Source organism: Borborobacter arsenicus, from assembly GCF_003934165.1.
GTDB classification, from domain to species: domain Bacteria; phylum Pseudomonadota; class Alphaproteobacteria; order Rhizobiales; family Rhizobiaceae; genus Pseudaminobacter; species Pseudaminobacter arsenicus.
Window position 1 is genome coordinate 1 of sequence record NZ_RKST01000020.1, and the last position, 25,517, is coordinate 25,517.

Consider the following 25,517-nt stretch of genomic DNA (forward strand, 5'->3'; position numbering starts at 1 on the left):
ACAATCCCCATAGCGCCAGTCCTGCCCGCGGCCCCGTTCAATCCGGCTTGCAATGAGGTCCGACAGCCAACTCGGCCGCTCCGTCCTGCCCGCGGACCTCACAGAAGCCTCCAGATTCCGTTTTTGGGTGTTTTGTGATTCAAGATGCTGGCTGGAGTGGAGGCCAGCATCTTATGACAGCACCTCTTTCCAATGATCTACGCGAGCGGGTGGTGGCGGCAGTTCTTTCCGGCGAGAGCTGCCGCTCGGTCGCAGCCCGGTTCGGTGTCGCTGTGTCGTCGGCGGTGAAGTGGTCTCAACGCTACCGTTCGGGCGGATCTGTGGCACCCGGCAAGATGGGCGGGCATCGCAAGCGTATTCTGGCGCCGCATCGGGCGTTCATCGTGGAGCGGATCAACCAGGTGCCGCATCTGACGCTGCATGGGCTGAAGGATGAACTGGCCGCGCGCGGGGTGAAAGTGTCCCACGACACGGTGTGGCAGTTCCTGCGTCGCGAGGGTCTGCGGTTCAAAAAAACGCTGTTCGCTCTTGAGCAGGCCCGAGCCGACATTGCCCGCCGACGACAGCGCTGGCGTTCCTTCCAATCCGGCCTCGATCCGCGCCGGCTGGTGTTCGTCGACGAGACCTGGATCAAAACCAGCATGGCTCCGCTGCGCGGATGGGGTCCGAAGGGCAAGCGTCTGCGCGGCTTCGCCCCCCATGGCCATTGGAAGACGCTCACCTTCCTCGGCGCGCTGCGCTGGGACCGGCTGACAGCCCCTTGCGTCTTCGATGGCCCGATCAACGGCCAGTGCTTCCGTGCCTGGGTCGAGCAGCAACTCGTGCCCGTGCTCGAACCGGGCGACATCGTCGTCATGGACAATCTCGGCTCGCATAAATCGGCCGACGTCCGCAAGATGATAACGGCCGCTGGCGCAAGGCTCTGGTTCCTGCCGCCTTATTCGCCCGATCTCAACCCCATCGAGCAGACCTTCGCCAAAATCAAACACTGGATGCGCATCGCTCAAAAGCGAACCATCGAAGAGACGTGGCGACACATCGGCCACCTCGTCTCAACCATCGAACCCCCAGAATGCACAAACTACATCCAAAACGCAGGATATGCTTCTGTCAAAACCTGAAAGGCTCTAAAGCAGCCGATTGGGCTATTTGATGCCGGTTATCTCCTCGACCGCGGCCTGGGACTTCTTGAGTGCTTCTTCCGGCGACTCCGTTCCGGCGACAGCCTTGGAAAGCTCTATCCCGAACGCATTCTCGATCTCTGGCCATTTCGGATGACGCGGCCGCGGCGTCGAGGCCTCGATCGCTTCCATGAGCACCGGATAGTGCCGGAACTTTTCCTGGCTGGTCAGCCCGGTATCGGTGAAGACCGACTTACGCACGGGTGGGTTGCCGCGCTCGGCCGAGATCTTGATCTGCTCGGCTGAGGTCGCCCACAGCATGAAATCGAAAGCTTCCTGCTTGTTCTTGGCGGCGGCCATGATGCCCATTGTCCAGTGGCCGATTTCCGAGCTGCCCGGCTTTGTGCCGGCAGGGATCGGCGAGTAGGAGATCATGCCGACCATCTTCGACTGGCTCGGATCTTCGAAAGTCGCAACCCAGTTCGGCCAGTTGATCGAGGAGGCTGCGGTGCCTGCCGCCATGGCTTGACCGACCTCGTTGGCGTTGTAGCTCTCAACTCCCTTTGGCGAGACATCGCGCAAGGCCATGAAAGTCTTCATTGCCGCAGCGCCCTCGGGCGTGTCGATCGTCACTTTCGTCCGGTCCGCGTTGAACATGTCCGCTCCATAGGACCAGAAGATTGGCATGAAATCAGCGACGACCGGGTTTCCCTGGCCGCCCCGGAAAACGTAACCGAAATAGCGGCCGCCGCCCTCTTCGGAGAGCGCCTTGGCTGCTTTCAGCACGTCGTCCCACGTTTTCGGTGCATCGACGCCGGCTTCCTTGAATTTGGCGGCGTCATAGAAGAACATCTGCGCGTTTCCAACATAGGGCAAGCACACATAGGGCCCGGTGTCATAGGGATTGCGACAGATGGCCAGTGACTTCGACAGGAAGTCATCGTCCGGCCCTTCCAGCCCGGCGTTCTTGAAGTATGGGGTCAAATCCTCAAGGTGCGCGTTTTCCGCAAAGAACGGAATCCACGGATCGTCCATGAGTACGATGTCGAAGGCGCCTGATTTGGTCTGACCGGCGTTGGCTGCCTGCTCGAAGACGTTGCTATAGGGCGCCTGGACGATCTCGACCTTGGTGCCCTTCAGCTTCGCATAGTCGGCCGCGGCGGCCCTGAGGCCATCTCCCTCGCTTCCTGACGGAACGAGCACGGCTATATCGGCCCAGGCGTTCGCCACAACCAGTGACGACAGCGCGAAGGCGACAGAGAAAAGAAGTTTGTAAATCATCATAGTTCTCCCTCCCCCCTCCCTGATCCACGACTGCCTCATTGGCGCGCCAGCAGCCGGGACCGGTGCCAGAGCCGCGTGCACAAAGTCCGGCCGTTCACGAAGCGCGCGAGCACTTCGTCGCAGTCGGCGACGTTTGAAGGGGGTGTGCGAACGGCGCAGAAGACCACTTGGACCGCCAAAACATCAATACCGCGGGCAGTTTGTGAGTCGCCACAACCCACATCTCCCGCAGGTGCACTGAGGCTCGATGCAACCTCCATTTTATCAGCTTGGCGGCTTCAGTTGAAGGGGAGGAAGACTCCCAGGCCACTGGCGAATTTGGCGCAATATGCGCTCGGCGACGAGGACACGGACGGTGAGGTGGCTCTCCGCTCTGTTCACTGCGGGATTAGACGCCCGCTACTCTCCGATCACACCCGCAATGTTCTGGTCGTAATCGACGAGCGAGCCAGTCATGACGCCGGACTGCGGGCTCAACATGTAGGTGATCAGCCGTGCCAGTTGCGCCGGCTTCACAAGCTGTCCCATCGGCTGCGCGGCTTCAGCTCGTTCCAGCCAGTCGGCTGGCGCATTGTGGAATGTCGCCTGCACGATCGCCTCACCTTCGGTGTCCATCCAGCCTGGCAGCACCGCATTGCAGCGGATACGGTTTGCCCGATAGGAATTGGCGACATTCTTGGTCAGCGTCATCAGGGCACCTTTGCTGGTCGAATACGGCGTCAGGAACGACTGGCCGGCATGCGCCGACATCGACAGCACATTGACAATGGAGCCCGGTGCCTTGCGTCCGAGAAGATGCGCGACAACGCCCTGCATCAGGAAAAACGGACCGCGCACATTGGTCGCAAAAATCTGGTCAAACAGATCTTCGCTGGTTTCGATCAAGGATCCGCGTGCCGATGTGGCTGCCGAGTTCACCAGCCCATTGATGGTACCGAAATGCCTGAGCGCCGTGTCGACTGCGCGCCTGCAATCAGCCACCTTGGCGACATCGGCGGCGATGAAGATGACGTCGATGCCTTTCTTCTTCAACACCGCCGCTGCACGCTCGCCCTTTTCTTGCGACCGCCCGACCAGCGCCAAGGCCTTGCAGCCTTCATCCGCCAGGGCTTCGGCAACTGCGAAACCAATGCCTTGCGCGCCTCCGGTTACGATGGCACGCGTCTCGGAATTCCGATTGTCCATTCCGCTCACGACATTGGCCCCAGGTTCCGTTCAGCTGCCGTGTCGAGGCGGATGGCCTTGCGTTGCTTCACCGATTTCAGTGCGGCATCGGCCAGTTTGAGTGCGGCAAGTCCATCCTGGCCGCTCGGGCTGGTCTTCGTGCCGGCCGTCACCGCGGCAATGAAGGCGACGATCTCGTTGGCATAGGCATCAATGTAGCGGGTCATGAAGAAGTCGTGAAGAGGCGGTCGGGTGTAGCCTTTCTCGTTAGCGAGTTCGATCGACACCGGCCGCTGGTTTTCCGCCGCGATCATGCCCTTGGAGCCATGGACTTCGATGCGCTGGTCGTAACCGTATGTTGCGCGACGCGAATTGGAGATCACGCACTGCTTGCCCGTCGCTGTCTCGAGGATGACGCTGGCGCTGTCGAAATCGCCGGCCTCCCCGATTTTCTTATCGACGAGAACGGAAGCATGTGCGCTGACCGCGACCAGTTCCTCACCAAGCAGGAAGCGCGCCATGTCGAAGTCGTGGATGGTCATGTCGCGGAAGATACCGCCGGAACGAGCGACGTAATCGAGCGGCGGCGCACCAGGGTCACGGGACGTAATCGTAACCATTTCAACCGCGCCGATGGCACCCTCGTCGATCGCCTTGCGCACGGCGGCGAAATGCGGGTCGAAGCGGCGGTTGAAGCCGACCATCAACGCGGCCCTGGTCTTGTCGACCACGGCAAGGCACTTTTCGACGCGCTTCACGTCAAGATCGATGGGCTTCTCGCAAAAAATCGCCTTTCCTGCCCTCGCGAAGCGCTCAATTAGGTCGGCGTGCGTATCCGTCGGCGTGCAAATGACCACGGCGTCGATGTCGGAGGCCCTTTCCATGGCCTCAATCGTCCGGACCTCGGCACCATAGGCGGCTGAAATCTCCTTCGCAGCCTTTTCAAAGGTGTCGGCGACGGCGACCAGACGCCCTTGTGTATTGGACCCTACGGCTTGGGCGTGCACCTTGCCGATACGGCCGGCGCCAAGCAGGCCAAAGCGAACTGTCATGACACCCTCACTTCTGATTTCTTAGAAGTTTCCATTTTGACTTGTACCACCGGCCGCCAGCAGTTGCGACGAGCCCTGCAGCCCAACGGCAATTCGGAATCGGATCAGGATGAAATGGCTAGCTTTAATGGCTACCGATCCAGCAGCGCGCCGGCGCATCTATGAAACTGGGCATTACGACCGGAGGCTGTTCCTGCAGTTCTTTCAATGCGGGCGCCTGGCCCCTCGCCCCAGCGTTCCTGCGTGATCGGGATGTCGACCACGCCCGAGCGGGAAGCGCGCCGACGGTCACGAGCTTCTGGTCCACTTACGCGAGGAGATCGTATTGTCTTCAATCGCGACGCCCTGAACGAACTGATCCACCGACGTCCTCCACGCTATCGGTCGAAAGCTTGTATGATGGTCTGCGAGCTCTCGACCGTGAAGCCTGACTCGATTATCTATAAAATCATGACCACAGCCAAAGCCGATACGATCGCCGTCCAGATCAGCAAAATGCTTGCCGAACGGATCATCTCCGGTGCGATCGAGGCTGGCGCGAAGCTGCGACAAGATCATATTGCCAAGGAGTTCGGCGCGAGCCACGTACCGGTGCGAGAAGCATTCCGGCGACTGGAATCGCAAGGGCTTGTCGTCAGCGAACCACGCCAGGGGGTGCGTGTTGCGGGGTTCAGCGTCGAAGAAGTCAAGGAAGTGGCCGAGATGCGCGCAGCACTTGAAGTGCTGGCGCTGCGCAACGCTGCACCCCATCTGACCAAAGCCATTCTTGACCAGGCAGAGGATGCCACCAGGGCGGGAGACAGGGCAGGCGAAGTTGAGGCCTGGGAAGAAACCAACCGTCAGTTCCATCGCCTCATTCTTGCCCCCTGCGCCATGCCGCGCCTGCTCAAGGCCATCGACGATCTGCACACGGCAAGCGCCCGTTTCCTGTTCTCGGGATGGCGTGCGGAATGGGAAGCGCCGACTGACCGTGACCATCGGGCGATCCTTGCCGCGCTGCGCGCCGGGCAAGTGGAGGCTGCCGCCTCGGTGCTGTTCAGGCATGTCCAGTGGATCGGCCAAAAACCCCGGTAATTCGGCCTTTTGCGGCGCAATGAGATTCGCGGAAGGGGCACATTCGCCAATGCCTCTTGCCAACTGCGTTGTCCTGTGGGAATTATTTAGCGATAGAATCTTGAAATTATCAATAATATTTCCGGGAGATTTGCATGCCCACTGCCACCAGTTCAACCATTGAACCCGTTTTCAGTCCTCTCGATCTTCGCGGCCGGCCGCTGACGTGGCAGGTTGGCGCTGTCGTTCTCGGCACCTTATTTCTCGCCCTGTCCTCCTACATCCAAGTGCCGATGGTGCCGGTGCCCATCACCATGCAGACCTTCGCCGTCACGATGGTCGGTGCGCTCTATGGCTGGCGGCTGGGCGGCATCACGATAACTGCCTGGCTCATTGAAGGCGCTCTTGGTATGCCCGTGCTGGCTGGAGGGGCGGCGGGCGCACACCACTTCGCCGGTCCGACCGGCGGCTATCTGTTCGCATTCCCTGTTGCGGGTGCACTCATGGGCTGGTTGGCCGAGCGCGGCTGGAACGGAAACCGGGTGGTTCTGGCCTTCCTCGGCATGCTCATGAGCAACGCCCTTTGCCTGGCCCTCGGCGCCGCCTGGCTGGCGGCCATGATCGGGGCCGAACAGGCGATCGTGCACGGTGTAATGCCCTTCATCGTCGGCGGGGTCCTCAAGTCAGCGCTTGGCGCGGCCGTGCTCAGGCTTCTCTCGCGCGGCAAGATGCACCCGACTGAATGACGATTCGTCTCCGGCCGCACCATTTGCTTTGCCTGCTGACCTATGTGGGCAAGGGCTATAGCCCCGCGTTCACAGCCAATTACGATGTGATCGCGGAGCGAGTAGCCCGCGGCGAGGACATTCTGATCGTGTCCGGTCCCGACGATATTTGCGCACCGCTTCTCAATGACGCCGACCCGCATTGCGTATGCGAAAGCGTCACCGAACGCGATCGCCTCGCGGTTCGGGATGTGAGCGCGCTGCTGGCCGTTCCAGTTGGGGACGGGCAAAAAATGGTGCTCGACGCAGCTTTTCTCTGGCGGATTCGTGAAGCGTTTTCAGCCGGCAAGGTGCGTAACGCATGCGTCGGCTGCCAGTGGTATGATCTGTGCAGCTCAATCGCGACAGACGGCTATCGCGGTGCCGTCCTTAAAGACTATTAGGGAGAATATCTGCAAGTCAGGCTTTCTGTGAGGCGTACGCCCATGCCAACCGTATATCAGGCAAAGGGTAACGCACCGCGCGGATGATGACGAAGCCGTTTCGCCGTCCTGGTCGGCGATAGCCGTCCCAACTGTCTGGTGAACAGCACAAAGCCCAGCCGTTCCCCCACATCCGGATGAGATGAGTTACCGTCAGCTGAGTCAGATGCAGCCTTGCAGCCGCCCCCAAGACGATCAGGGCACGTGTCACCTCCAGGTGACGATGAGACAATGATGCATCACCTTTCCGCTGGAGTGTCCCGTTCCTGAGATGGCGGACGCCACCGAAGGGAAAATCTCAGGCGGTCCGTCTCTTGCCCAAACAGTGATCTATGGGTCGCGGATTGCCCGCGATCTCTGCCATTACAACAATCAACTCTTCGATCCTGAACTGCACGCCCGCCAGCGCCGACCCCGCCAGCTTGACAATACCCAATCGCCATAGCGAACGTAGTCTGACGCCACAGCAACGCTCGCGGCAGCAGCGACAAAAGAGATTGGCGCGTTGGATCGTTTTCCCTCCTCTTACCCGTGCGCGATCATCACGTGGCGAACGGTCGTATAATCTTCCAGCGCATAGAGCGACATGTCCTTGCCGTAACCCGACTGCTTGAGGCCGCCATGCGGCATCTCGTTCACCAGCATGAAGTGCGTGTTGATCCAGGTGCATCCATATTGCAGACGGGCGGCAGTGGACATGGCTCGCGAGACATCCTTGGTCCAAACCGAGGAGGCGAGGCCGTAGTCACTGTCGTTGGCCCAGTTCACCGCCTCGTCAACATCGGAGAAGCAAGTGACGGAAACCACCGGGCCAAAAACTTCGCGGCGCACGATCTCGTCATCCTGCAGCGCACCGGCGACGACCGTGGGCTGGTAGAAGAAGCCAGACCCTTCGCCTGGCTTGCCGCCTGTCGTGATCTCGATGTGCTTCAGTTCGGCCGCGCGCTCCACGAAGGAGGCAACGCGGTCGCGCTGGCGGCGCGAGATCAGCGGGCCGATTTCGTTTTCGGTATCGTCGGGCCGGTTGTATCTTATGGTTGACACGGCAGACGACAGGTCCGCGACCAGCTTGTCGTAGATTTTCCTGCCGGCATAGATGCGGCAGGCCGCCGTGCAGTCCTGACCGGCATTGTAGTAGCCGAAGGCGCGCAGGCCGCTCACGACCGCAGCAAGGTCGGCATCGTCAAACACGATGACCGGCGCCTTGCCGCCGAGTTCCAGATGCGTGCGCTTCACCGATTTGGCGGCGGCCTGCAACACCTTCTTGCCGGTGGCGACGTCGCCGGTGATCGAGATCATGTTGATCTTGGGGTGGTTGATCAGAGGACTGCCGACGCTTTCGCCACGTCCGAGGACGACATTGACCACACCTTCCGGCAGGATCTCGGTCAGGATGCGTGCCAGTTTCAGCGCTGTCAGCGGCGTCTGTTCGGACGGCTTGAACACCACCGTGTTGCCACCGGCGATGGCCGGCGCTAGCTTCCAGGCCATCATCATCAGGGGATAGTTCCACGGTGCGATGGAAGCAACGATGCCGATGGGGTCGCGCCGGACCATTGAGGTATGGCCGGGCAGGTATTCGCCGGCCACTTGGCCGGGCATGGTGCGCACCGCGCCGGCAAAGAACCGGTAGCAGTCGACGATTGCGGGGATCTCGTCGTTGAGGACGGCATTGATAGGCTTGCCGCAGTTCAATGCCTCAAGTTTCGCAAACGCCTCGGCTTCAGCTTCGATGCGGTCGGCGATCTGCAAGAGGTATCCGGCGCGCTGGCCCGGTGTGGTGCGCGACCAGAAGGCAAATGCATTTTCGGCGGCCGCGACGGCCGCGTCGATCTGTGCGGCGCTGGCTTCAGGAAGGTTGAAAATTGTTTCGCCGGTCCTCGGGTTCAGAATCGGCTCCTCGGCTTCGGTGCCTTTCTGGAATTTCGCGCCGATCAGCATCTCGGTGTGCATGGAACTCTCCTTTGATCATTTACCCGATCCGGCGATCTGGTCGCCGTCGCGGGTGAGGTAGTAGGCAAAGAGGATGGGCAGCAGCGTCACCAGCACCACCACCATGGCCACCACATTGGTGACCGGGCGCTGGCGCGGGCGGATCAGTTCCTCCAGCATCCAGATCGGCAGCGTCTGCTGCTGGCCGGCGGTAAAGGTGGTGACGATGACCTCGTCGAACGACAGCGCGAAGGCCAGCATGCCGCCGGCAAGCAGTGCCGTGGCGATGTTGGGCAGCACGACATAGCGGAAGGTCTGGACACCGTCGGCGCCGAGATCCATCGACGCCTCGATCATCGAGCCGGAAGTGCGGCGGAAACGGGCAACCGCGTTGTTGTAGACCACCACGACGCAGAAGGTGGCGTGGCCGAGCACGATCGTCCAGAACGAGAACGGGATATCGGTCAATGCGAAGGCGGAGCGCAGTGCGATGCCGGTGATGATGCCGGGCAGTGCGATCGGCAGGATAACCAGTAGCGAGATCGTCTCACGGCCGAAGAACTTCGAGCGCGACACAGCCGCCGCGCACAGCGTGCCCAGCACCAGCGCGACGGCGGTGGAGATGGCCGCAACCCGCACCGACAGCGACAGCGCCTCCCACACGTCCGGCCGGTTCCAGGTCACGGCGAACCACTGCGCGGTTAGTCCCGGCGGCGGCCACTGGTAGCTCTTCTCCTCGGTGGTGAACGCATAGACGAAGATGAGCAGGATCGGCGCATGCAGGAACAGGAGGCCGAAACTGGCGGCGATCTTCAAGCCGAGGGGTGCGATCTGGCCGTGATCAGAGCGCATCGAAAGCCCCCATGCGCTTGGCCATCCACAGATAGAGGCCCATTATGACGATTGGCACGACGGCAAAGGCCGCGGCAAGCGGGATGTTGCCGGCGGTGCCCTGTTGTGTATAGACGGCCTGGCCGATGAACAGCCGCGAGGTGCCAATGACCTGCGGGATGATGTAGTCGCCGAGCGTCAGCGAGAAAGTGAAGATCGAGCCGGCAACGATGCCAGGAAGCGCCAGCGGCAAAAGCACGTTGCGGAAGGTCTGGCCGGGCGAGGCGCCGAGGTCGGCAGAGGCTTCGATCAGATTGCCGGGCACGCGTTCGAGCGCGGCCTGCATGGGCAGGATCATGAAGGGCAGCCAGACATAGACAAAGACGATGAAGGTGCCGGTGAAAGACACCGATAGTGAATTGCCGCCCACGACCGGCAGCGAAAGCCAAGCATCGAGCAGCCACAGAAGGTTCAGTTTGGCGAACAGCCAGGTCAGGATGCCTTCCTTGGCAAGGATCAGCTTCCAGGCATAGATTTTGACCAGGTAGCTCGACCACAAGGGCAGCATCACGGCAAGATAGAACAGGGCCTTCCAGCGGCCGCGCGCATAGCGGGCGGCATAGTAGGCGATGGGAAAGGCAATGACGGCGGAAGCCAGTGTCACCGTCGCCGCCATGGTGACGGTGCGCAAGATGATGTCGAGGTTGGCGGCCTGGAACAGGTCGCCATAGGTTTTCAGCGTGAATTCGCGGTTAATCAGGCCGGAGAACTCGTCGATCGAAAAGAAGCTCTGCAAAAGCAGCGCGAATAGCGAACCGATATAGATGATACCCAGCCACAGCACCGGCGGCAGGAGCATGAGCAGGAGCAGCAGCTTCGGCCGGCGCCAGAAGGCGTCCGACAGCACGCCGCGCATGCCGCTCGCAGCCGGGAGGATGGCCGGCGCGGCGCTGTACTGGCTGACGGTCGACACACTCATGCGGGCTCGTCCATCAGATGAAGTTGGTCGCGGTTGAAGGTCAAAACCAGCGCTTCGCCTTCTTCCGGCAGACTGGTGCCGGCGGGCACCACGGCGTGCAGCCTCAGGCCGTCGGCATCGAGCGCCAGCCGTGTCGTCGCACCGAGATAGTTGGCCGAAACCAGGCGCGCGGATAGGCCGTCGTCGCGGGTCGACTTGACAACGCGGATCGCCTCCGGCCGCAGGCTGCCCCAGCGGCGCTGGCCGGAATAGCGCTGGACGAAATCCGGCGGCAGCACGTTGGAAGAGCCGACGAAATCTGCGACGAAACGGGTGCGGGGCCGCTCGTAGATGTCCCGCGGCGTACCGACCTGCATGATCCTGCCATCGTTGAATACGGCGACGTGGTCGGCCATCGACAGCGCCTCGCCCTGGTCGTGCGTGACGAAGACGAAGGTGATGCCGAGAACCTTCTGCAACGACTTCAATTCGTCCTGCATGTTTTCGCGCAGCTTGAGGTCGAGCGCGCCGAGCGGCTCGTCGAGCAGGAGTACCTTCGGCCGGTTGACTAGCGCGCGCGCCAGTGCCACCCGTTGCCGCTGGCCGCCCGAAAGCTGGCTGGGACGCCGTTCGCCATAGCCGGGAAGGCGTACCAGCGAGAGCGCCTCTTCGGCCGCCTTATGGCGCTCGGCCTTGCCGATGCCCTTGACCATCAGGCCGTAAGCGACGTTGTCCAGAATGTTTAGGTGCGGAAACAGCGCATAATCCTGGAACACCGTGTTGACGTTGCGCCGATAGGGCGGCACTCCTTCGGCGCGCTCCCCGAAGATTGCGATCAAGCCTGCCGTCGGCTGCTCGAAGCCGGCGATCAACCGCAGGCAGGTCGTCTTGCCAGAGCCGGAAGGTCCCAGCATGGCGAAGAATTCACCCGGCGCGATGTCAAGATCGACAGTATCAACGGCCTTCACGGCGCCGAAATGGCGCGAGACTTTCTGGAAAGAGACGGCTGGGGTCATGGGTCAGGTCTCGATTCATGATCGCGATACCACGTCTTTTTCAGCACCCCTCAACGGACCTCGCTGTGCGCGGCCACCTTCTCCCACAGGGGCAGAAAGGAGGGGTGGCGTTGCTGTCATGGCCCACCTCGTGCGTTTGCAATTAACGGCGAGGCTAGTGCAAATTTTCCTTCTCCCCTTGGGAGAAGGTGGCCGACCCGGACTCGATCCGGGATCGGATAAGGGGTGCTGGTCAAAGGGCGGCGCCGGCAATATCGTGCCGACACCGCTTGCTCAACAGAACCTCACCGTCCGCCGATGACGCCGATATAGTCGGACACCCAGCGGTAGTAGGGCACACACTGGTCATTCTGGGTGGCGCACTTGGACACCGGCGTCTTCCAGAACTTGATCTTCTCGAAATTGTCGAAGCCGTTGATGGCGCAGCCATCTTCGGTAAGCAACTCATTGTTCTTGCAGGCGGCCGGCACGACCGGCACCGACCCGAACCAGGCGGCGAGGTCGCCCTGCACCTTCGGCTGCAGCGAATGCTCCATCCACATATAGGCGCAGTTGGGATGCTCGGCGTCGACATGCAGCATGGTGGTGTCGGCCCAGCCGGTGGCCCCTTCCTCCGGAACGGTCGAGGAGATCGGCTGCTTGGCGGCGACCAGCGTGTTGACCTGGTACGGCCACGAGCTAGAAGCGACGACGCCCTCGTTCTGGAAGTCGTCGACCTGAATGGCGGCGTCGTGCCAGTAGCGGCCGACCAGCGTGCGCTGGGTGCGCAGCAGTTCAAGGGCTGCCTTGTACTGGTCCTCGTTCAGTTCATAGGGATCCTTGATGCCCAGTTCCGGCTTGTGCGCCATCAGATAGTTGGCGGCGTCGGCGATGTAGATCGGTCCGTCGTAGGCCTGCACCCGGCCTTTGTTCGACTTGCCGTCGGGCAATGTCTGTTCTTCGAACACAACGCTCCAGCTCTTGGGTGCTTCCTTGAAGACGTCGGTGTTGTACATCAGGACGTTCGGTCCCCACTGGTAGGGGACGCCGTAGTGCACGCCATCGACGGTGTACCAGGGCGCGTTCAGCAGACGCTCGTCCACCGTCTTCCAGCTCGGTATGAGATCGATATTGACCGGCTGCACGCGCTTTCCCGCGACCAGGCGCAGCGAAGCATCGCCAGAGGCGGTGACAAGGTCGAAGCCGCCCTCGTTCATCAACGCCACCATCTCGTCAGAGGTGGCGGCGGTCTTGACCGCAACCTTGCAGCCGGTTTCCTTCTCGAAAGCGCTCACCCAGTCATAGGCCTTGTCGGTCTCGCCGCGCTCGACATAGCCCGGCCAGGCGACAATCGACAGCGCCCCTTCGCCCTGGCCGATCTCCTTCAACGGCTCCTGGGCAGCGGCCTGACCTGCGAAAGCCAACGCCACCGTCAGCGCCGTGCACGATTTCAGGAACGACTTCATCATCTCCTCCCGTCTTGGGGCCGCCTTCTCCTCCAGCGGCATCGAACCCTGCGGGAAAGTGTCGTGAAAATTGCCGGTTTCACAAATTCATTTATCAGAAAGCCGATATCGACTTTTCCGATATCGTAAGGTTAGGCTCGCTGGCGCACGGTGCGTTGCGACTGGGCGATGCCAATGAAGTCGCGCGCCGCCTGCGGGAGGCTGGAGCCGCGCCGCCAGACCATGCCGACCTGGACTACCGGCAGGCTACCCGAAATGTCACGCGATTCGATACGATCGCCTTCCAGTGACCAGGGTCGGTAAACAAGGTCTGGCAGCAGTGCCACGCCTGCGCCGGTGGCAACCAGGCTGCGCACCGCCTCGACCGAGCGGGTGCGGAAGGCGACATACGGACGCTTGCCGAGCACAGTCAGGATTTTGCCAGTGTTTTCCTCTATCTCGTCTATGGTCAGCATGATCATTGGCTCTGGCTGGAGATCTTCAAGCGCAATGATCTCCTCACTCGCCAAGCGATGTCCCATTGGCAGCCACAGGCGGTAGGCGGAGAGTTCGATGATTTCGGCCTGAAGTGCCATGCGGTCGCGCAGATTAGATGTCACCATGACCGCGACATCGAGTTCACCACCGATTAACAGGTGCTCGAGGTAGTCGCCATTGTCCTCTACGGCGCTGACCTCGACTTCCGGAAAGGCGCGACGATAGCGGGCAAGTAGATCGGAAAGGACGTAGCCGGCAACCAGTGAGGTTACGCCAAGCTGCAGTCGTTGCGGCGGGCCGTCGGTCTCATGCGAAAAGGCGCGGCGTGCGTCGGTGACGTCCGCGAGGATCTTGGTGGCGTGGCGCAGAAACTGGTGTCCCTTGTGGGTGATGCTCAGCCCGCGCGGATGGCGGTCGAACAGCGCGACGCCAAGGTCCGCCTCCAGTTCCTTGACTGCCTCGGTGATGGCCGACTGGGAAATAGATAGCGCCTGCGCCGCGCCAGAGACAGTGCCCTGCTCGGCGACGGCGATGAAATATTGAAGCTGCCGGATCGTGAATGCCATTCGGCCTATGTGCGCGCATGAAGCGGCTCAGCGCAAGGCGTTCGCATGGCCTGCGCTGCGATAGCAGGCACTGTCCGCTGTAAAATCGTTACCGGCATGGGCTGACCGACGAGAGCACTATCGGCAGAAGCCGAGGCACTGCACAGATGCCGCGCCTTCCGAACGATTGCGATCGCTGCTGCTATCAGTGCCCGGTGTTTTGCCAGCGCAGCAGATAGGTCTGCATGCTTTTCACGCCCAGAGCCAAAATCACGCCGATGGTCATCAGGACGATGACGGTTGCCATCATCACCGAGGACTGACCTCGCGCCTGCGCTTCCATCATGATGCGGCCGAGGCCTTGGCGAGCGCCGATGAACTCGCCGACGATCACGCCGATCAGCGCAAAGGAGATTGCCGGCGTCAGCGAGGCAAAGACCCAGGTGAGCGTTGACGGGATGATGATTTTCGATGTCACCTGCCAGTCCTTCGCCTGCAGCAGCCGCGACATCGAAACCAGCGTCTGGTCGACCTGACGCGCGCCCTCGAAGGTATTGAAGAAGACCAGGAAGAAGACCAGCAGCCATGCGGTGACGATCTTGGAGGTATCGCCGATGCCGAACATCATGACGACGATGGGCACCAGAGCGATACGCGGGATCGAGTTGAGCGCCACCAAGAACGGCTCGAAAACCCGTGACAGAAATGTCGACTGGCCAAGCAGCAGGCCCACGATATAACCGGAAGCGACGCCGATCGCGAACCCCCAGAGCGTATTGGTCAAGGTCACCAGCGTGGCGATCCAAAGATTGTTGTCGTTCTGCGCGAGACAGGCCATCACCGCCCCATCCTGCCCAAGCAGCCAGTCGCCTGTCGGGTTTGTCAGGCAGGCAAGGCGCAGAAGCTGGGTCCAGATCTCGGACGGCTTGGAAATGAAGTAGGGATCGAGAAGCCCCGGCACCAGCCAGTCGGCGTACGGCTTCAGGTCGAAGGCCCATTGCCAGACAGCCAGCGTCAACAGGATGATCGCTAGCTGGGCGGCTACAACTGTTGCTCGGCTGCCCATCATGCACCCACCTTGCTCATCTCTTCACCCAGGGAACGCCAGACGCGCGAGAACAATTCGGCATATTCGGGTGTCTCGCGCAGCGAGACGGCATCGCGCGGGCGCTTGAAATCGACGACGAACTCTTCCTTCAACCGTCCCGGACGCGCCGAAAGAAGGATAATGCGGTCGGAGAGCGTAAGAGCCTCGGCGAGATCGTGCGTCACGAAGATAACGGTCTGATGCTGGCGCTCCCATATCTCAAGAAGCAGGCGGTGCATGTCCGTCTTGGTGTGAGCGTCAAGAGCACCGAAGGGCTCATCCATCAGCAGGATATCCGGCTCCATCACCAGTGCACGCATCAGCGAGACGCGCTGGCGCATGCCGCCGGAAAGCATGCCAGGGAAGGCATTCTCGAAGCCATTGAGCCGCGCCTGCTGGATCGCTTCGTTCACCCTCCTGTCGCGCGAGGCACGGTCGACACCGGCAAGTTCTAGGCCGAATCCGACATTCTTCTTCACCGTGCGCCAGGGTATGGTTGTGTCACGCTGGAAAACATAGCCGAGCTTGGAGCTGAAATGACCGGCGCCGAGAGGCTTGCCGTCTAGTTCGATGGTGCCACTGGAAGCAGGAATGAGCCCCGCAATCATGTTGAGAACGGTGCTCTTGCCGCATCCCGATGGTCCGAGGAGAGAAACGAATTCGCCCTTGCGGATATCAAGATCGACCCGGTCGACCGCAGTCAGTCGTTTGCCGGCAATTTCAAATTCCTTCGACAAACCGCGCGCACGAATCCGCACCGGACCGGTGTTTGCCGGCACTGAGGCCGGCGCCACCGCCAGATCGCGTTGGGCGAATGTCATTCGCCGTATTCCTTCTGAGCCTTGTCGAGGAAACTCGTATCTACGGCGTCCTGGTAGCTCACTTCCTTCATCGCGGTCATCTCCCGGAAGAGGACGGGTGCGAGATTGGCAAACTGGTCCTCCTTTACCGAACCATCCTTACTATGGATCGGCTCGAGGAATTCAATCTCGCGGCGTATAGTCTCTTCGTCGAAGTCTCCCGCATAAAGGGGCGCCACGACTTCGTAGATTTCATCCACTGAGGATTTATCGAGCCACCGCAGCGCGCGGTACAGGCCATTGACATAGGCCTGGACCATTTCCGGCTTGGCGTCGATGGTTTGCTGGAGGCAGAACGCGACCGTCGAGGGCACCGGCCCGCCGAAAGCAGCGTTCCATTGCTTGTCGTCGCCCACATTGAAGACAACCTGCCCCCATTTGCGCTCTGTCGCCATGAATGAGAGGTTCGGCATCGCCGCAATCGCATCGAACTGCCCGGTCGACAGGCCGCCGAGGATCGTCGACTCGCCGCCACCGGCAAGCCATGTGAATTGATCGGCCACGCCCTGCTTCTCCGCCAGATAAGAGATGTAGACGTGCTGGCCGCCCCCGAGCGAGGTCACGCCGAAGTTCGGCTGGCTGCCGTCCTTGCGCCGCCACGCAGCCAGCTTCTGGATCGAATCGATCCCCTGGTCGTAAAGCTCCTGACGGATAACGATGCTGACGAGCGGAGACCGGCTATCCAGCGAAAGCAGGATCTTGGCCGGCCGGTTACGGTTCGTCAGCAGCAAGGGATGGGCGGAATCGGCGACACCGAATGCGATCTGCCCCGACCCGACGAGATCACGCAGATTGGAACCGCCGCCGGCGTTGATGATTTCCAGTTCCATCCGTTCTTCGGCAAGGAACCCTTTGGCAACCGCGACTTCCTGGGCCACATAGCTGATGGATTTGACCGGCATGCCGCTTGCCGCCTGAAACTTGGCGTCTGCTGCACGGGCGGCGCCGACACCAAGCAGTTTGCCCCCGAGCGCCGAACTGAGCCCGAGGGCGCCGGCACCAAACCCAAACTGTCTGCGATTCATTTTCATGATTTGTCCTCCCTTTCATGAACCTTGATCGAGTTACTTCATGCGTGTTCGCCAGCCACCCCAGCAGGGTCCGGCCGGTTGCGCGCGGCCGTCTGAACCGCACGGATGATCTCGGGATAGGCTGCGCAACGGCAAAGATTGCCCGAGAGATACTCGCGGATTTCCGGCTCGCTCGGCTCCGGGATGCGCTTCAGCAGTTCATGCGTCATCATCACGAAACCCGGCGTGCAAAAGCCGCACTGGAAGGCACCCTCGTCAATGAACGCCTGTTGGACGAAGTCCAATTTTCCTTTTTCGGCAAGCCCCTCCACCGTATGGACCTCGCACCCATCGACTAGTTGGGCAAGCGTAAGGCAGCCGGATACGGCAATATCGTCGACAAGCACCGTGCAGCAGCCGCATAGGCCTTGCCCGCAGCTTTCGCGCGCGCCGAACAGGTCCAGCCGCACCAGGAGATCGACGAGATTCTCGTGCGAGGCCACCTGCGCCTCCCGCTGTCGCCCATTCAGCCTGAAGCGGATACGGCGCACAACCGCTGCCTTGTCGTTCATGTCGTTACACACCACTTGCAGCGCCCTCCTTGGCCCGCATGGCCATGAACACGGCCTCGGGCGTCAAAGGCAGTTGCGTCAATCGAACACCGACCGCATCGAACAAGGCATTGGCAATCGCCGGAGACACACCGAAGGTCGCGGTTTCACCGACACCTTTCGCCCCGAACGGGCCATTGCTCTGATGGGCGGCTACGATCTCGTTTTCAATGGCGTCCGGAACATCCTGGATGCCGGGGATCTTGTAGTCGGCAAGCGATGCGTTGGTGACCTGTCCGGCATCCAGGCGCATCTCCTCGAACATGGTGAAGCCAAGCTGCATCATCGAGGCACCGGAAAGTTGCGTCTCGACGATGCGCGGATTGAGCGGCGTGCCGAGATCGGCGACGTTGATCATGCGCAGTATCCGGAAATGCCCGGTCTCGACATCAACCTCCAGTTCCACGCCGGTTCCACCGATCATCCAGAAAGGGGTGACCTTGTCCGACTGGCCGTTTTCGGGATCGGGCGAGCGATATTCGGGAATGAAGGTGCCCACCCCGATGACGTTGCCCGCCTGCATGCCGTATTTGCGACGGAAAAGATCGCGCGGCTGCCAGACCGCATGATCGGTAAAGCCCATCGCGTGCGCGAGTTCCTCGAGCTTGCGCTTGGCGTCCTCTGCGGCGAGCCTGACGGCATGTCCCATATGAAAAGTCGAACGTGAGCCCAGTGTTGCCATATCGTATGGCGTGACATCGGTGTCAGGATGAACGATGCGCACGTCCTCGGCGGCGACCTCCAGGATTTCGGCAACGATCTGCGCCATCGCCGTGTCAGAGCCCTGGCCCATATCGACGGTGGAAAGCTGCAGCACCACGCTGCCATCGGCCGCAACATTCACGACCGCTACCGACGTTGTCGGCGAGATCGATGCCTTGAAGCCGATCGCCATGCCACGCCCGAAGCGCTTGGTTGGATCATCGCTCTTGCGTCTGGAGCCGCTTTCCCACTGCATGCACTCGGCGATCTTTTCGAGCACCGCATCGACCGCGGCGTCCGTCATCGGCGTTCCCGTCGCCTGCGGGCGGTCGTCCCTCAGGATGTTGCGGCGGCGAAATTCGATCGGATCGATACCGAGTTCGTGGGCGATGATGTCGGTGTGGCTTTCATATGCCCAGACAAGCTGCGGAATACCGAACCCGCGGAGCGCGCCCGCCGGTGGCCGGTTCGTGTAAAGCGCGTAGGAGTCGATCGAAACATTGTCGATGTCGTAAGGGCCAGGCGCAGTGAAGCCGGATTTCTGGGTAACACGCGGTCCAATATCGGCAAAGGCGCCGCCGTTCCAATAGACCTCGCAGTGCCGCGCCAGGAGCCGCCCTTCATGATCGACCCCGCTTTTGATGCGAAAGGTGCTGGCATGCTTGGTGATGGTGTAGAACTGCTCCTCCATCGGGAGCATGACCTTGACCGGAGCCCCGGCGAGCAGTGCTGCGCAGGCGGCAAGCGCCTCCAACTTGATGTAAAGCTTGGCACCGAAACCGCCGCCGAGATGCGGTACCTTCACCTGGACCCGGTTTTCCGGCCAGCCGAGAAGACGGGCGATCTCGATGCGCACGAAGGACGGGCTCTGCGAGGCGGTGTGGATGATAATCGTGTTGTGGTGCGGTTCGGCCAGCGTGACCATGGGCTCAAGCGGGACATGCATGACCTGCTGGGTGCGGAATTCGTGCTCGAAGACATGCACCGCTTGCGCAAAACCGGCAACGGGATCGCCGCGCCGCAGGTGATAGTCGAGCGCGATATTCGTGTCCTTACGGCCGGCGAGATGCTTGAGATCGGGAAATGTGCCGGCGGGTTTCAGTTCTTCGTGAACCACCGCCTTGGAATGCATTGCCTCGACCTCGTCGAACACGGCGGGCAGTTCCTCGTATTCCGCAGTGATCAGCTGTGCGGCTTCGGCGGCGACATAGGGATCGCGTGCCAGCACAACGGCAACCGGCTCGCCGACGAAATGCACCTTGTCGATGGCAAGCACGGGCTGGTCATGGAAGGCCGGTCCGAAATAGGGGTTGGGAACGATGGTCTTGACGTCTTCACCGGTGAAGACATGCTCAACGCCTTCCATCATGCGCGCCGCAGAGACGTCGATCGATAAAATCCGGCCATGCGCCACAGTGCTGCGGAATATCTTGGCATAGAGCATGCCCGGCAGCTTGAGGTTGTGCACATAGGAGGCCCGTCCGGAGACTTTTTCGGGGCCCTCCAGACGCGGTACCGAGCGACCGATCTGGTGGTTTGTCAGTTCGGGTCTGATGTTCACTGCTCGCTCCCCTGCTGCAAGGCTTCGTGCAATGCCCGCCGCACCTGGACGGCCACGAGCGCGACCTTATAGGCAGCCGAACCATGGGCATCGTCGATGACTTCAACCTCTTGTGCCGCGATGCGGCCGGCCTCTTCCAAGAGTTTGGCCTCGGGCCGGTTGCCGCGCAGATGCGCCTCGGCACTCCCAAGCCTTGTCATCCTTTCCGTTGCAGCGGATGCGAAGAGACGCACATGCTGCAGCACGCCCTCCCCCCGCCCGAGCGAGGTGGCGACACCGAGCGCCGGCCAGTCATCCGCAGTGCGTGTCGTTGTTTTGCGATAGACGCTGTTGCACCCGTTTCGTGGGGGCACGGACACTGATGCAATGATCTCGCCGCGCTGCAGGACGGTTTCGAAATATCCGGCATAAAGGTCTGCCACCGGGATTCGCCGCTGCCCGCCTGGACCCTGGGCAATAACTTCGGCATCGAGCGCGGCCAGAACCGGAGGCAGATCCATATGTGGGTCGCCGTGTGCCAGGGCTCCGCCTACGGTTGCGGCATTGCGCACCCGCACATTGGCAAGGCGCTTCATCACCTTGGGAAGCAGCGGAGCATGCTGCAAAACGACCTGCGAATGCTCGACGGCAGCCAGTGTCGTCATGGCACCGATTGAAAGAAAGCCCTTGTCGTCGAGTGTGATGGCGGAATGGTCACCTGCCAGCGATGACAGGCTGACAAGTCGGCTTGGCTTGAATATGCCGGTTTTCATCATCTGCATGATGGCGGTGCCGCCGGAAAGCGGCCGCACGGTCGGATCGTCCGTATCGAGCAGGCGGATTGCTTCCTCAAGCGTAGCGGGACGGACCAGTTCAAAACCGCGCATCGCTGGCCTCCTGAAGTTGATCTCGCCGGAACGTCTCGCTGAACTTCCGTGCGAAGGCGTTTTCCATTTCCCTCGCCTTGGACCGGAAAATTGGTTGGCCGATGCTGCCGAGCTTGCCAGCAACCGACATGTCGAGATCATAGGAAACCACGGTCCCGTCTTCCCTTTCCTCCAGTCTGGTTTCAGCTTCTGCGACGATGCGACCGACGACGCCGAGTGGGTTGCCGACGGCACGCACGACGACGCGGGAGGGATCATCGATTTCGGTCAGTTCCACATCGATGGCAAACCGGAAGCGGATATAGGCGAGCTTCGTTTCCAGGATCGCCCGGTAATTGCGATCGTCTATGGTTTCGATGTCGCGGACGCCGTCCACGCAGTTGCCAAGTGTCAACGGATCGAGCAGGCGTTCAAAGACAGCCGGACGATTGGCCGGCACGGTGAATTGACCACTGAATTTCATGAGGCTCGTCTTTCGATGAGGCGCCGTAGATGGGCGGCAATGCGATCGGGGTGTTCGAGCGGTGTCAGATGGCGAGCCCCCTCGATGACATCCAGGCGGGCGCCTGCAATCCGTGCCTCGAGTGCACGCGCCATGCTGGGTGGCGTGGCGTAGTCCTCCTCGCCCACAACGATCTCGACCGGCGCGCCGATTGTCGGCAGCACGTCGCGCAGGTCCGCACGGCTCAGCATGCGGCAGCTTTCGGCATAGGCGGCAACATCATTGGCGAGAAACACCGAAACACATTCCTCGACTATTTGCGGCTGCGTCTGGCGGAACGCGTCGGTGAACCAGCGCGAGAGTTGAAAATCGATCAATGCGGGCAAACCGTTGGCGACGGCCTTTTCGGCACGCTGCGACCAAGCCTGAGGCGCGTCCTCTCCGTACCAAGCAGTCGTGTCGAACAGGCCGAGCCCCTGGACACGCTGGCGATGCCGCCCGGCGAAGGCAAGGGTCACGCACCCGCCCATGGAAGCGCCGCCAATGATCGCCCTTGGCCACTCCACGGCGTCCATTACGGCGGCGAGATCATCGGCAAAAAGCTCAACTGTGTAAGGACCTTTTGGCTTGCCCGATGCGCCATGTCCGCGGCAATCCCAGACGAGAACGGCCGCCTCGTCGCCAAGCTGCCGTGCCACTGGTAGCCAGAACCGGTGGTCCATCGCCAATGAGTGGCAGAGCACAATTCTAGCTGGTCCCATCCCGATCATACTAAAGTTGATCGGGGTTCCATCCTTCATCAAGATTTGGTTGGTAGGTGCACTTCCCATCGACGCCTGCAATTGTCCCTTCTGTCGCGCCAGGCTGAAAAATCAATGGCTTGAGCGCTGGTGGGCTTTTCTTAGGGGCACTGCCTCCCAGCAATGCGCGAGCTCTAACTCGGTCAAACAGGGGCGTGAAAGCAAACGAAACATTTTCAGGGGGCCATTACGTTTCGTAATGACCCTTGACGATGCCTCCTGCCACGGGGATCAAGACATTGTGGATTCATCGGATCGCGGCACATCGGAGGAGACGCTGCAGCCATGCCTCGCCACATGCCTTCCATGCGCAGCCTGAGAGCGTTCGAAGCAACAGCTCGACATCTCAGTTTCACCCGCGCGGCGACCGAATTGAACCTGACGCAAAGTGCCATTAGCCATCAGATCAAGAAACTGGAAGAACTGGTCGGTACGCCGCTCTTCGCCCGCGACCACAACGAGATCACCCTGACCGAGGCAGGCACCGACTATCTTGCTTCCGCACGTGCAGCCCTGACGGAAATCCAGATCGCGACCGATAGGGCCATCGACCGGCAGCGCGGTGACATCCTGACCATAGCCTGTCTGGGCACCTTCGCCTTGAAGGCACTGTTTCCCAATCTCAGCGACTTCATGAAGAAACATCCCGATATCGGGCTGCGCATCCGCACAATCGTTCCCTATGCGCTGGACGCAATATCCGTGCAGGATTACGACGTTGCCATCCAATATGGCGTAAAAAACGACTGGCCCGACCTGGAAGCCGACAAGATCGCGGAGGAAGAACTCTTTCCGGTTTGCAGCCCGGCGCTTCTGGCAGGCGGTGCGCTTCAGAACCCTGCTGACCTGCGCAACCATACCGTGATCCGCACGGCCTCACCGCTGATCCTGCGGGACGATTGGCCGCTGTGGCTGGAACGGGCCGGAATAGCAGGGACCACTTTTGCCGGCGAGATCAATTGCGATCTGCTCTATCCCTCATACCAGGCTGCGATCGAAGGCCTGGGCATCGCGATGGGGCGCAGCGCGGTTGTCAAGAGCGATCTCATTGCCGGGCGCTTGGTCGAGCCATTTTCTATCCGCCTGCAATCGTCCCTTGGCTATCATATCGTCATGGCGCCGCAGCGCGTGAAACTTCGGAAAGTGCGGCTCTTTCGTCGATGGGCGCTGAGCAAGCTCTCGCAAATGTCGATTCTCTGATCGTCACGCTGCCTATCGATGCACCTGTACGTTCATTTTCAAAGGAATTGTCGAAAGCACGGCCGTAGGGGCCACAATGGTGAGGCGATCCAAGCAGTCTGCCTCCAGTTTGTGGTCTTGTGTCGCGAGAGATCAGCCACCGCTGCTCTCTCGCGAGACCGGCTATCATGGTGCATGCCCATCACGTAATCTGCGATGGACGAGCTGTTTCGCCTTTCGTACGCTCTCTTCAATCGGTGCGCCAAGGGCCAGCCAGGCCGCTGCCGCACTGGCCAACATGCAACCCGTACCCCGCATCGTCCCCAGCAGGCGAGGCGCATCGAAGCGGATAGGCACCTGCCCCCGACGGAGTAGAATATCGACTGACCGTGAGTTGGACCCATGGCCGCCTTTGACCAGCACGGCATCGCAAGCATCATCAAGGAGCACGGTGCCCTGTCGCCGGGCTGTTAATTCGCCCTGTGCCTGTTCATCGCCGGTCAGAATTGCCAACTCGATCAAATTCGGTGTCACCAGCGTGCAAAGCGGTATGAGATCGTTCCGCATCACTCCGATAGCGCCATCAGGCAACAGGGCTCGACCTGAGGAGGCAGCCATAACGGGATCGAACACCGTTGGCACGTTTGGATACTGTTTCAGCACGGCGGCAACGGCGCCGATCGCATCCTCGCTGCCGAGCATGCCGATCTTAACTGCCGAGATGTGGTTGGCGGTGAGCGCCGCGAGCATCTGCTCGGCGATGAGACGGGGTGGCATCATTTCGACATGATCAACAGCAACATGTGTCTGGACCGTCACGGCGGTCACGGCAAGACAGGCACGCACGCCGAAAGCGGCTAGCGTTTCCACGTCTCGGGCAATGCCTGCGCCGCCTGACGAGTCCGAGCCTGCAACCACAAGGACATGCGGATCGGCATTCACCGCCACGGTTGCGTTGCCACGATCCATTGGCGCGTACGCACCTCGGGGTCGTCATTTCGCGTGATGTCAGTCACCACGGCGGCGCAGTCCGCGCCCTTGTTGAAAACGCCGGCAAGACGATCCGGATTGAGACCGCCGATGGCGACGAGCGGCAATGGCGCAACTCGTGCTTTCCATTCGGTGATGCGATAAAGCCCTTGCGGCGCCCATTTCATGGTTTTCAGGACGGTCGGATAGACGGGGCCGAGCGCCACGTAGTCAGGTCCGGCTGCGAGCGCCGTGTGGAGCTCGGTTTCATCATGGGTGCTGAGACCGAGCTTGATGCCGGCTTGCCTGATCACGGCGAGATCGGCTGCAACAAGGTCTTCCTGGCCGAGATGAACGAAGCTACAGCCTTCGTCGATGGCTATTTGCCAATAATCATTGATAACGAGCTCGCAGCCGTAGCGCGCGCAAATGGCTTTTGCAGCACGAATATCGCTGCGCAGTGCCGCTTGGTTCTTTTCCTTGATGCGGAGTTGGACGAGCTTGACGCCAAGCGGCACCAGCCGCTCGATCCAGGCGGCGCTGTCGACAATGAGGTAGAACGGATCGAGCTTCATGCAAACACCCCCTTGCCGATCACCGGTGTAGAGGGCACGGCCATGTCGCGCGGTTCCAGCAACCCGGCAAGGAAGGCTTCGCGGCCGGCCTCAACTGCCTTGGCAAAGGCAACCGCCATTGTGGTAGGGTCGGCCGCCTTGGCCACTGCCGTGTTGAGCAGCACGGCGTCGAAGCCGAGTTCCATCACCGCCGCTGCATGGGATGGGCGGCCGAGCCCGGCGTCGACGATGAGCGGAATTTCTGGAAAGTGCCCCCTCAGGGAACGCAGCGCGTCGAGATTGCGAGGCCCTTTCGCCGAACCGATGGGGGCACACCACGGCATCAGCACCTGGCATCCCGCCTCGATCAGGCGTTGTGCAACAATGAGATCCTCGGTCGTGTAGGGAAATACCGCGAAGCCCTCCTCGCAAAGAATGCGCGCGGCGTCGACCAGGCCGAAGACATCCGGCTGCAACGTGTCGTGATTGCCAATGATTTCGAGCTTTATCCAGTTCGTACCAAAGACCTCCCGCGCCATCCGGGCTGTCGTGACGGCTTCCTTTACCGAATGACAGCCTGCCGTGTTGGGCAGGACCATGATGCCGAGCGAGCGGATGAGGGACCAGAATTGCCCGCCTGCCCTGCCTCCTGCCGCTTCACGGCGTAGCGATACCGTTGCCACCGACGCAGCCGAAGCTTTCACCGCATCTGCGAGAATCGCGAGCGACGGATATTGCGCTGTCCCCAGCAGCAGGCGCGAAGGAAGTTGTGTGCCATAGAGACTGAGCAT

General features: G+C 61.0%; 25 protein-coding genes. 5 read left to right on the forward strand and 20 right to left on the reverse strand.

Annotated elements, in window-relative coordinates; translation table 11 throughout:
• The first annotated feature begins 137 nt into the window (after positions 1-137).
• On the forward strand, positions 138-1,121 hold the full coding sequence (locus EET67_RS19955) for an IS630 family transposase (protein ID WP_281011161.1): 984 nt from the start codon (positions 138-140) through the stop codon (positions 1,119-1,121).
• A gap of 24 nt (positions 1,122-1,145) precedes the next feature.
• On the opposite strand, the gene EET67_RS19960 is transcribed toward EET67_RS19955, so the two are convergent.
• The 3 genes from EET67_RS19960 to iolG all read right to left on the reverse strand — a co-directional run bounded on the left by EET67_RS19960 (position 1,146) and on the right by iolG (position 4,621).
• The gene (locus EET67_RS19960; RefSeq protein WP_128627974.1) at positions 1,146-2,402 is read right to left on the reverse strand and encodes an ABC transporter substrate-binding protein; all 1,257 of its coding nucleotides are present in this window, start codon (positions 2,400-2,402) and stop codon (positions 1,146-1,148) included.
• Between the two features lie 402 nt (positions 2,403-2,804).
• A complete protein-coding gene (locus EET67_RS19965) occupies positions 2,805-3,590 on the reverse strand; it encodes an SDR family oxidoreductase (protein ID WP_425359537.1) in 786 nt (261 codons plus the stop codon).
• A gap of 5 nt (positions 3,591-3,595) precedes the next feature.
• Positions 3,596-4,621 (reverse strand): inositol 2-dehydrogenase, encoded by a 1,026-nt coding sequence (iolG, locus tag EET67_RS19970; RefSeq protein WP_128627976.1) that lies wholly within the window; start codon positions 4,619-4,621, stop codon positions 3,596-3,598.
• Positions 4,622-5,071: 450 nt separating this feature from the next.
• Between iolG and EET67_RS19975 the strand changes: the two genes are divergently transcribed.
• The 3 genes from EET67_RS19975 to EET67_RS19985 all read left to right on the forward strand — a co-directional run bounded on the left by EET67_RS19975 (position 5,072) and on the right by EET67_RS19985 (position 6,842).
• Entirely contained in the window at positions 5,072-5,695 is a 624-nt protein-coding gene (locus EET67_RS19975; protein WP_128628060.1) for a GntR family transcriptional regulator, read from the forward strand.
• Positions 5,696-5,829: 134 nt separating this feature from the next.
• Positions 5,830-6,420: a biotin transporter BioY gene (locus EET67_RS19980; RefSeq protein ID WP_128627977.1), complete on the forward strand. Its 591-nt coding sequence runs from the start codon at positions 5,830-5,832 to the stop codon at positions 6,418-6,420.
• Positions 6,417-6,842 carry a DUF1284 domain-containing protein gene (locus tag EET67_RS19985; RefSeq protein ID WP_128627978.1) on the forward strand — a complete coding sequence of 142 codons (426 nt, stop codon included), beginning with the start codon at positions 6,417-6,419 and terminating at the stop codon, positions 6,840-6,842. The genes EET67_RS19980 and EET67_RS19985 overlap by 4 nt, the downstream gene beginning before the upstream one ends.
• 564 nt (positions 6,843-7,406) lie before the next feature.
• On the opposite strand, the gene EET67_RS19990 is transcribed toward EET67_RS19985, so the two are convergent.
• The 14 genes from EET67_RS19990 to EET67_RS20055 all read right to left on the reverse strand — a co-directional run bounded on the left by EET67_RS19990 (position 7,407) and on the right by EET67_RS20055 (position 22,054).
• The gene (locus EET67_RS19990) at positions 7,407-8,834 is read right to left on the reverse strand and encodes a gamma-aminobutyraldehyde dehydrogenase (protein WP_128627979.1); all 1,428 of its coding nucleotides are present in this window, start codon (positions 8,832-8,834) and stop codon (positions 7,407-7,409) included.
• 15 nt (positions 8,835-8,849) lie between these two features.
• Complete coding sequence (locus tag EET67_RS19995) at positions 8,850-9,665, reverse strand: ABC transporter permease (protein WP_128627980.1); 816 nt, start codon at positions 9,663-9,665, stop codon at positions 8,850-8,852.
• The gene (locus EET67_RS20000) at positions 9,655-10,560 is read right to left on the reverse strand and encodes an ABC transporter permease (protein ID WP_170313240.1); all 906 of its coding nucleotides are present in this window, start codon (positions 10,558-10,560) and stop codon (positions 9,655-9,657) included. Before EET67_RS20000 ends, EET67_RS19995 begins: the two co-directional genes overlap by 11 nt.
• Positions 10,561-10,619: 59 nt before the next feature.
• On the reverse strand, positions 10,620-11,618 hold the full coding sequence (locus EET67_RS20005; protein ID WP_128627982.1) for an ABC transporter ATP-binding protein: 999 nt from the start codon (positions 11,616-11,618) through the stop codon (positions 10,620-10,622).
• A 284-nt stretch (positions 11,619-11,902) separates the two neighbouring features.
• On the reverse strand, positions 11,903-13,063 hold the full coding sequence (locus EET67_RS20010) for an ABC transporter substrate-binding protein (protein ID WP_128628061.1): 1,161 nt from the start codon (positions 13,061-13,063) through the stop codon (positions 11,903-11,905).
• 131 nt (positions 13,064-13,194) lie between these two features.
• Positions 13,195-14,106 (reverse strand): LysR family transcriptional regulator, encoded by a 912-nt coding sequence (locus EET67_RS20015; RefSeq protein ID WP_128627983.1) that lies wholly within the window; start codon positions 14,104-14,106, stop codon positions 13,195-13,197.
• Positions 14,107-14,290: 184 nt separating this feature from the next.
• Positions 14,291-15,154 carry an ABC transporter permease gene (locus tag EET67_RS20020; protein WP_128627984.1) on the reverse strand — a complete coding sequence of 288 codons (864 nt, stop codon included), beginning with the start codon at positions 15,152-15,154 and terminating at the stop codon, positions 14,291-14,293.
• A complete protein-coding gene (locus tag EET67_RS20025; protein WP_128627985.1) occupies positions 15,151-15,993 on the reverse strand; it encodes an ABC transporter ATP-binding protein in 843 nt (280 codons plus the stop codon). The genes EET67_RS20020 and EET67_RS20025 overlap by 4 nt, the downstream gene beginning before the upstream one ends.
• Positions 15,990-17,063, reverse strand: coding sequence for an ABC transporter substrate-binding protein (locus EET67_RS20030; RefSeq protein WP_128627986.1), 1,074 nt, complete (start codon positions 17,061-17,063; stop codon positions 15,990-15,992). Before EET67_RS20030 ends, EET67_RS20025 begins: the two co-directional genes overlap by 4 nt.
• Before the next feature lie 38 nt (positions 17,064-17,101).
• Entirely contained in the window at positions 17,102-17,614 is a 513-nt protein-coding gene (locus tag EET67_RS20035; protein ID WP_128627987.1) for a (2Fe-2S)-binding protein, read from the reverse strand.
• Positions 17,615-17,618: 4 nt separating this feature from the next.
• Positions 17,619-19,916: a xanthine dehydrogenase family protein molybdopterin-binding subunit gene (locus EET67_RS20040; protein ID WP_128627988.1), complete on the reverse strand. Its 2,298-nt coding sequence runs from the start codon at positions 19,914-19,916 to the stop codon at positions 17,619-17,621.
• Positions 19,913-20,782: an FAD binding domain-containing protein gene (locus tag EET67_RS20045; RefSeq protein ID WP_128627989.1), complete on the reverse strand. Its 870-nt coding sequence runs from the start codon at positions 20,780-20,782 to the stop codon at positions 19,913-19,915. Before EET67_RS20045 ends, EET67_RS20040 begins: the two co-directional genes overlap by 4 nt.
• Positions 20,769-21,245, reverse strand: coding sequence for an SRPBCC family protein (locus tag EET67_RS20050; RefSeq protein WP_128627990.1), 477 nt, complete (start codon positions 21,243-21,245; stop codon positions 20,769-20,771). The genes EET67_RS20045 and EET67_RS20050 overlap by 14 nt, the downstream gene beginning before the upstream one ends.
• Complete coding sequence (locus EET67_RS20055; RefSeq protein ID WP_128627991.1) at positions 21,242-22,054, reverse strand: alpha/beta fold hydrolase; 813 nt, start codon at positions 22,052-22,054, stop codon at positions 21,242-21,244. The genes EET67_RS20050 and EET67_RS20055 overlap by 4 nt, the downstream gene beginning before the upstream one ends.
• Before the next feature lie 255 nt (positions 22,055-22,309).
• Here EET67_RS20055 and gcvA point away from each other — a divergent pair, with 255 nt between their 5' ends.
• Positions 22,310-23,224 (forward strand): transcriptional regulator GcvA, encoded by a 915-nt coding sequence (gene gcvA, locus EET67_RS20060; protein WP_128627992.1) that lies wholly within the window; start codon positions 22,310-22,312, stop codon positions 23,222-23,224.
• Between the two features lie 165 nt (positions 23,225-23,389).
• Here gcvA and EET67_RS20065 read toward each other — a convergent pair whose 3' ends face one another.
• The 3 genes from EET67_RS20065 to EET67_RS20075 are packed head-to-tail and all read right to left on the reverse strand — an operon-like array spanning position 23,390 to position 25,517.
• Positions 23,390-24,151 (reverse strand): hydroxymethylpyrimidine/phosphomethylpyrimidine kinase, encoded by a 762-nt coding sequence (locus EET67_RS20065; RefSeq protein WP_128627993.1) that lies wholly within the window; start codon positions 24,149-24,151, stop codon positions 23,390-23,392.
• Positions 24,142-24,747: a thiamine phosphate synthase gene (locus EET67_RS20070; protein WP_128627994.1), complete on the reverse strand. Its 606-nt coding sequence runs from the start codon at positions 24,745-24,747 to the stop codon at positions 24,142-24,144. The genes EET67_RS20065 and EET67_RS20070 overlap by 10 nt, the downstream gene beginning before the upstream one ends.
• Positions 24,744-25,517 carry a thiazole synthase gene (locus EET67_RS20075; RefSeq protein ID WP_128627995.1) on the reverse strand — a complete coding sequence of 258 codons (774 nt, stop codon included), beginning with the start codon at positions 25,515-25,517 and terminating at the stop codon, positions 24,744-24,746. The genes EET67_RS20070 and EET67_RS20075 overlap by 4 nt, the downstream gene beginning before the upstream one ends.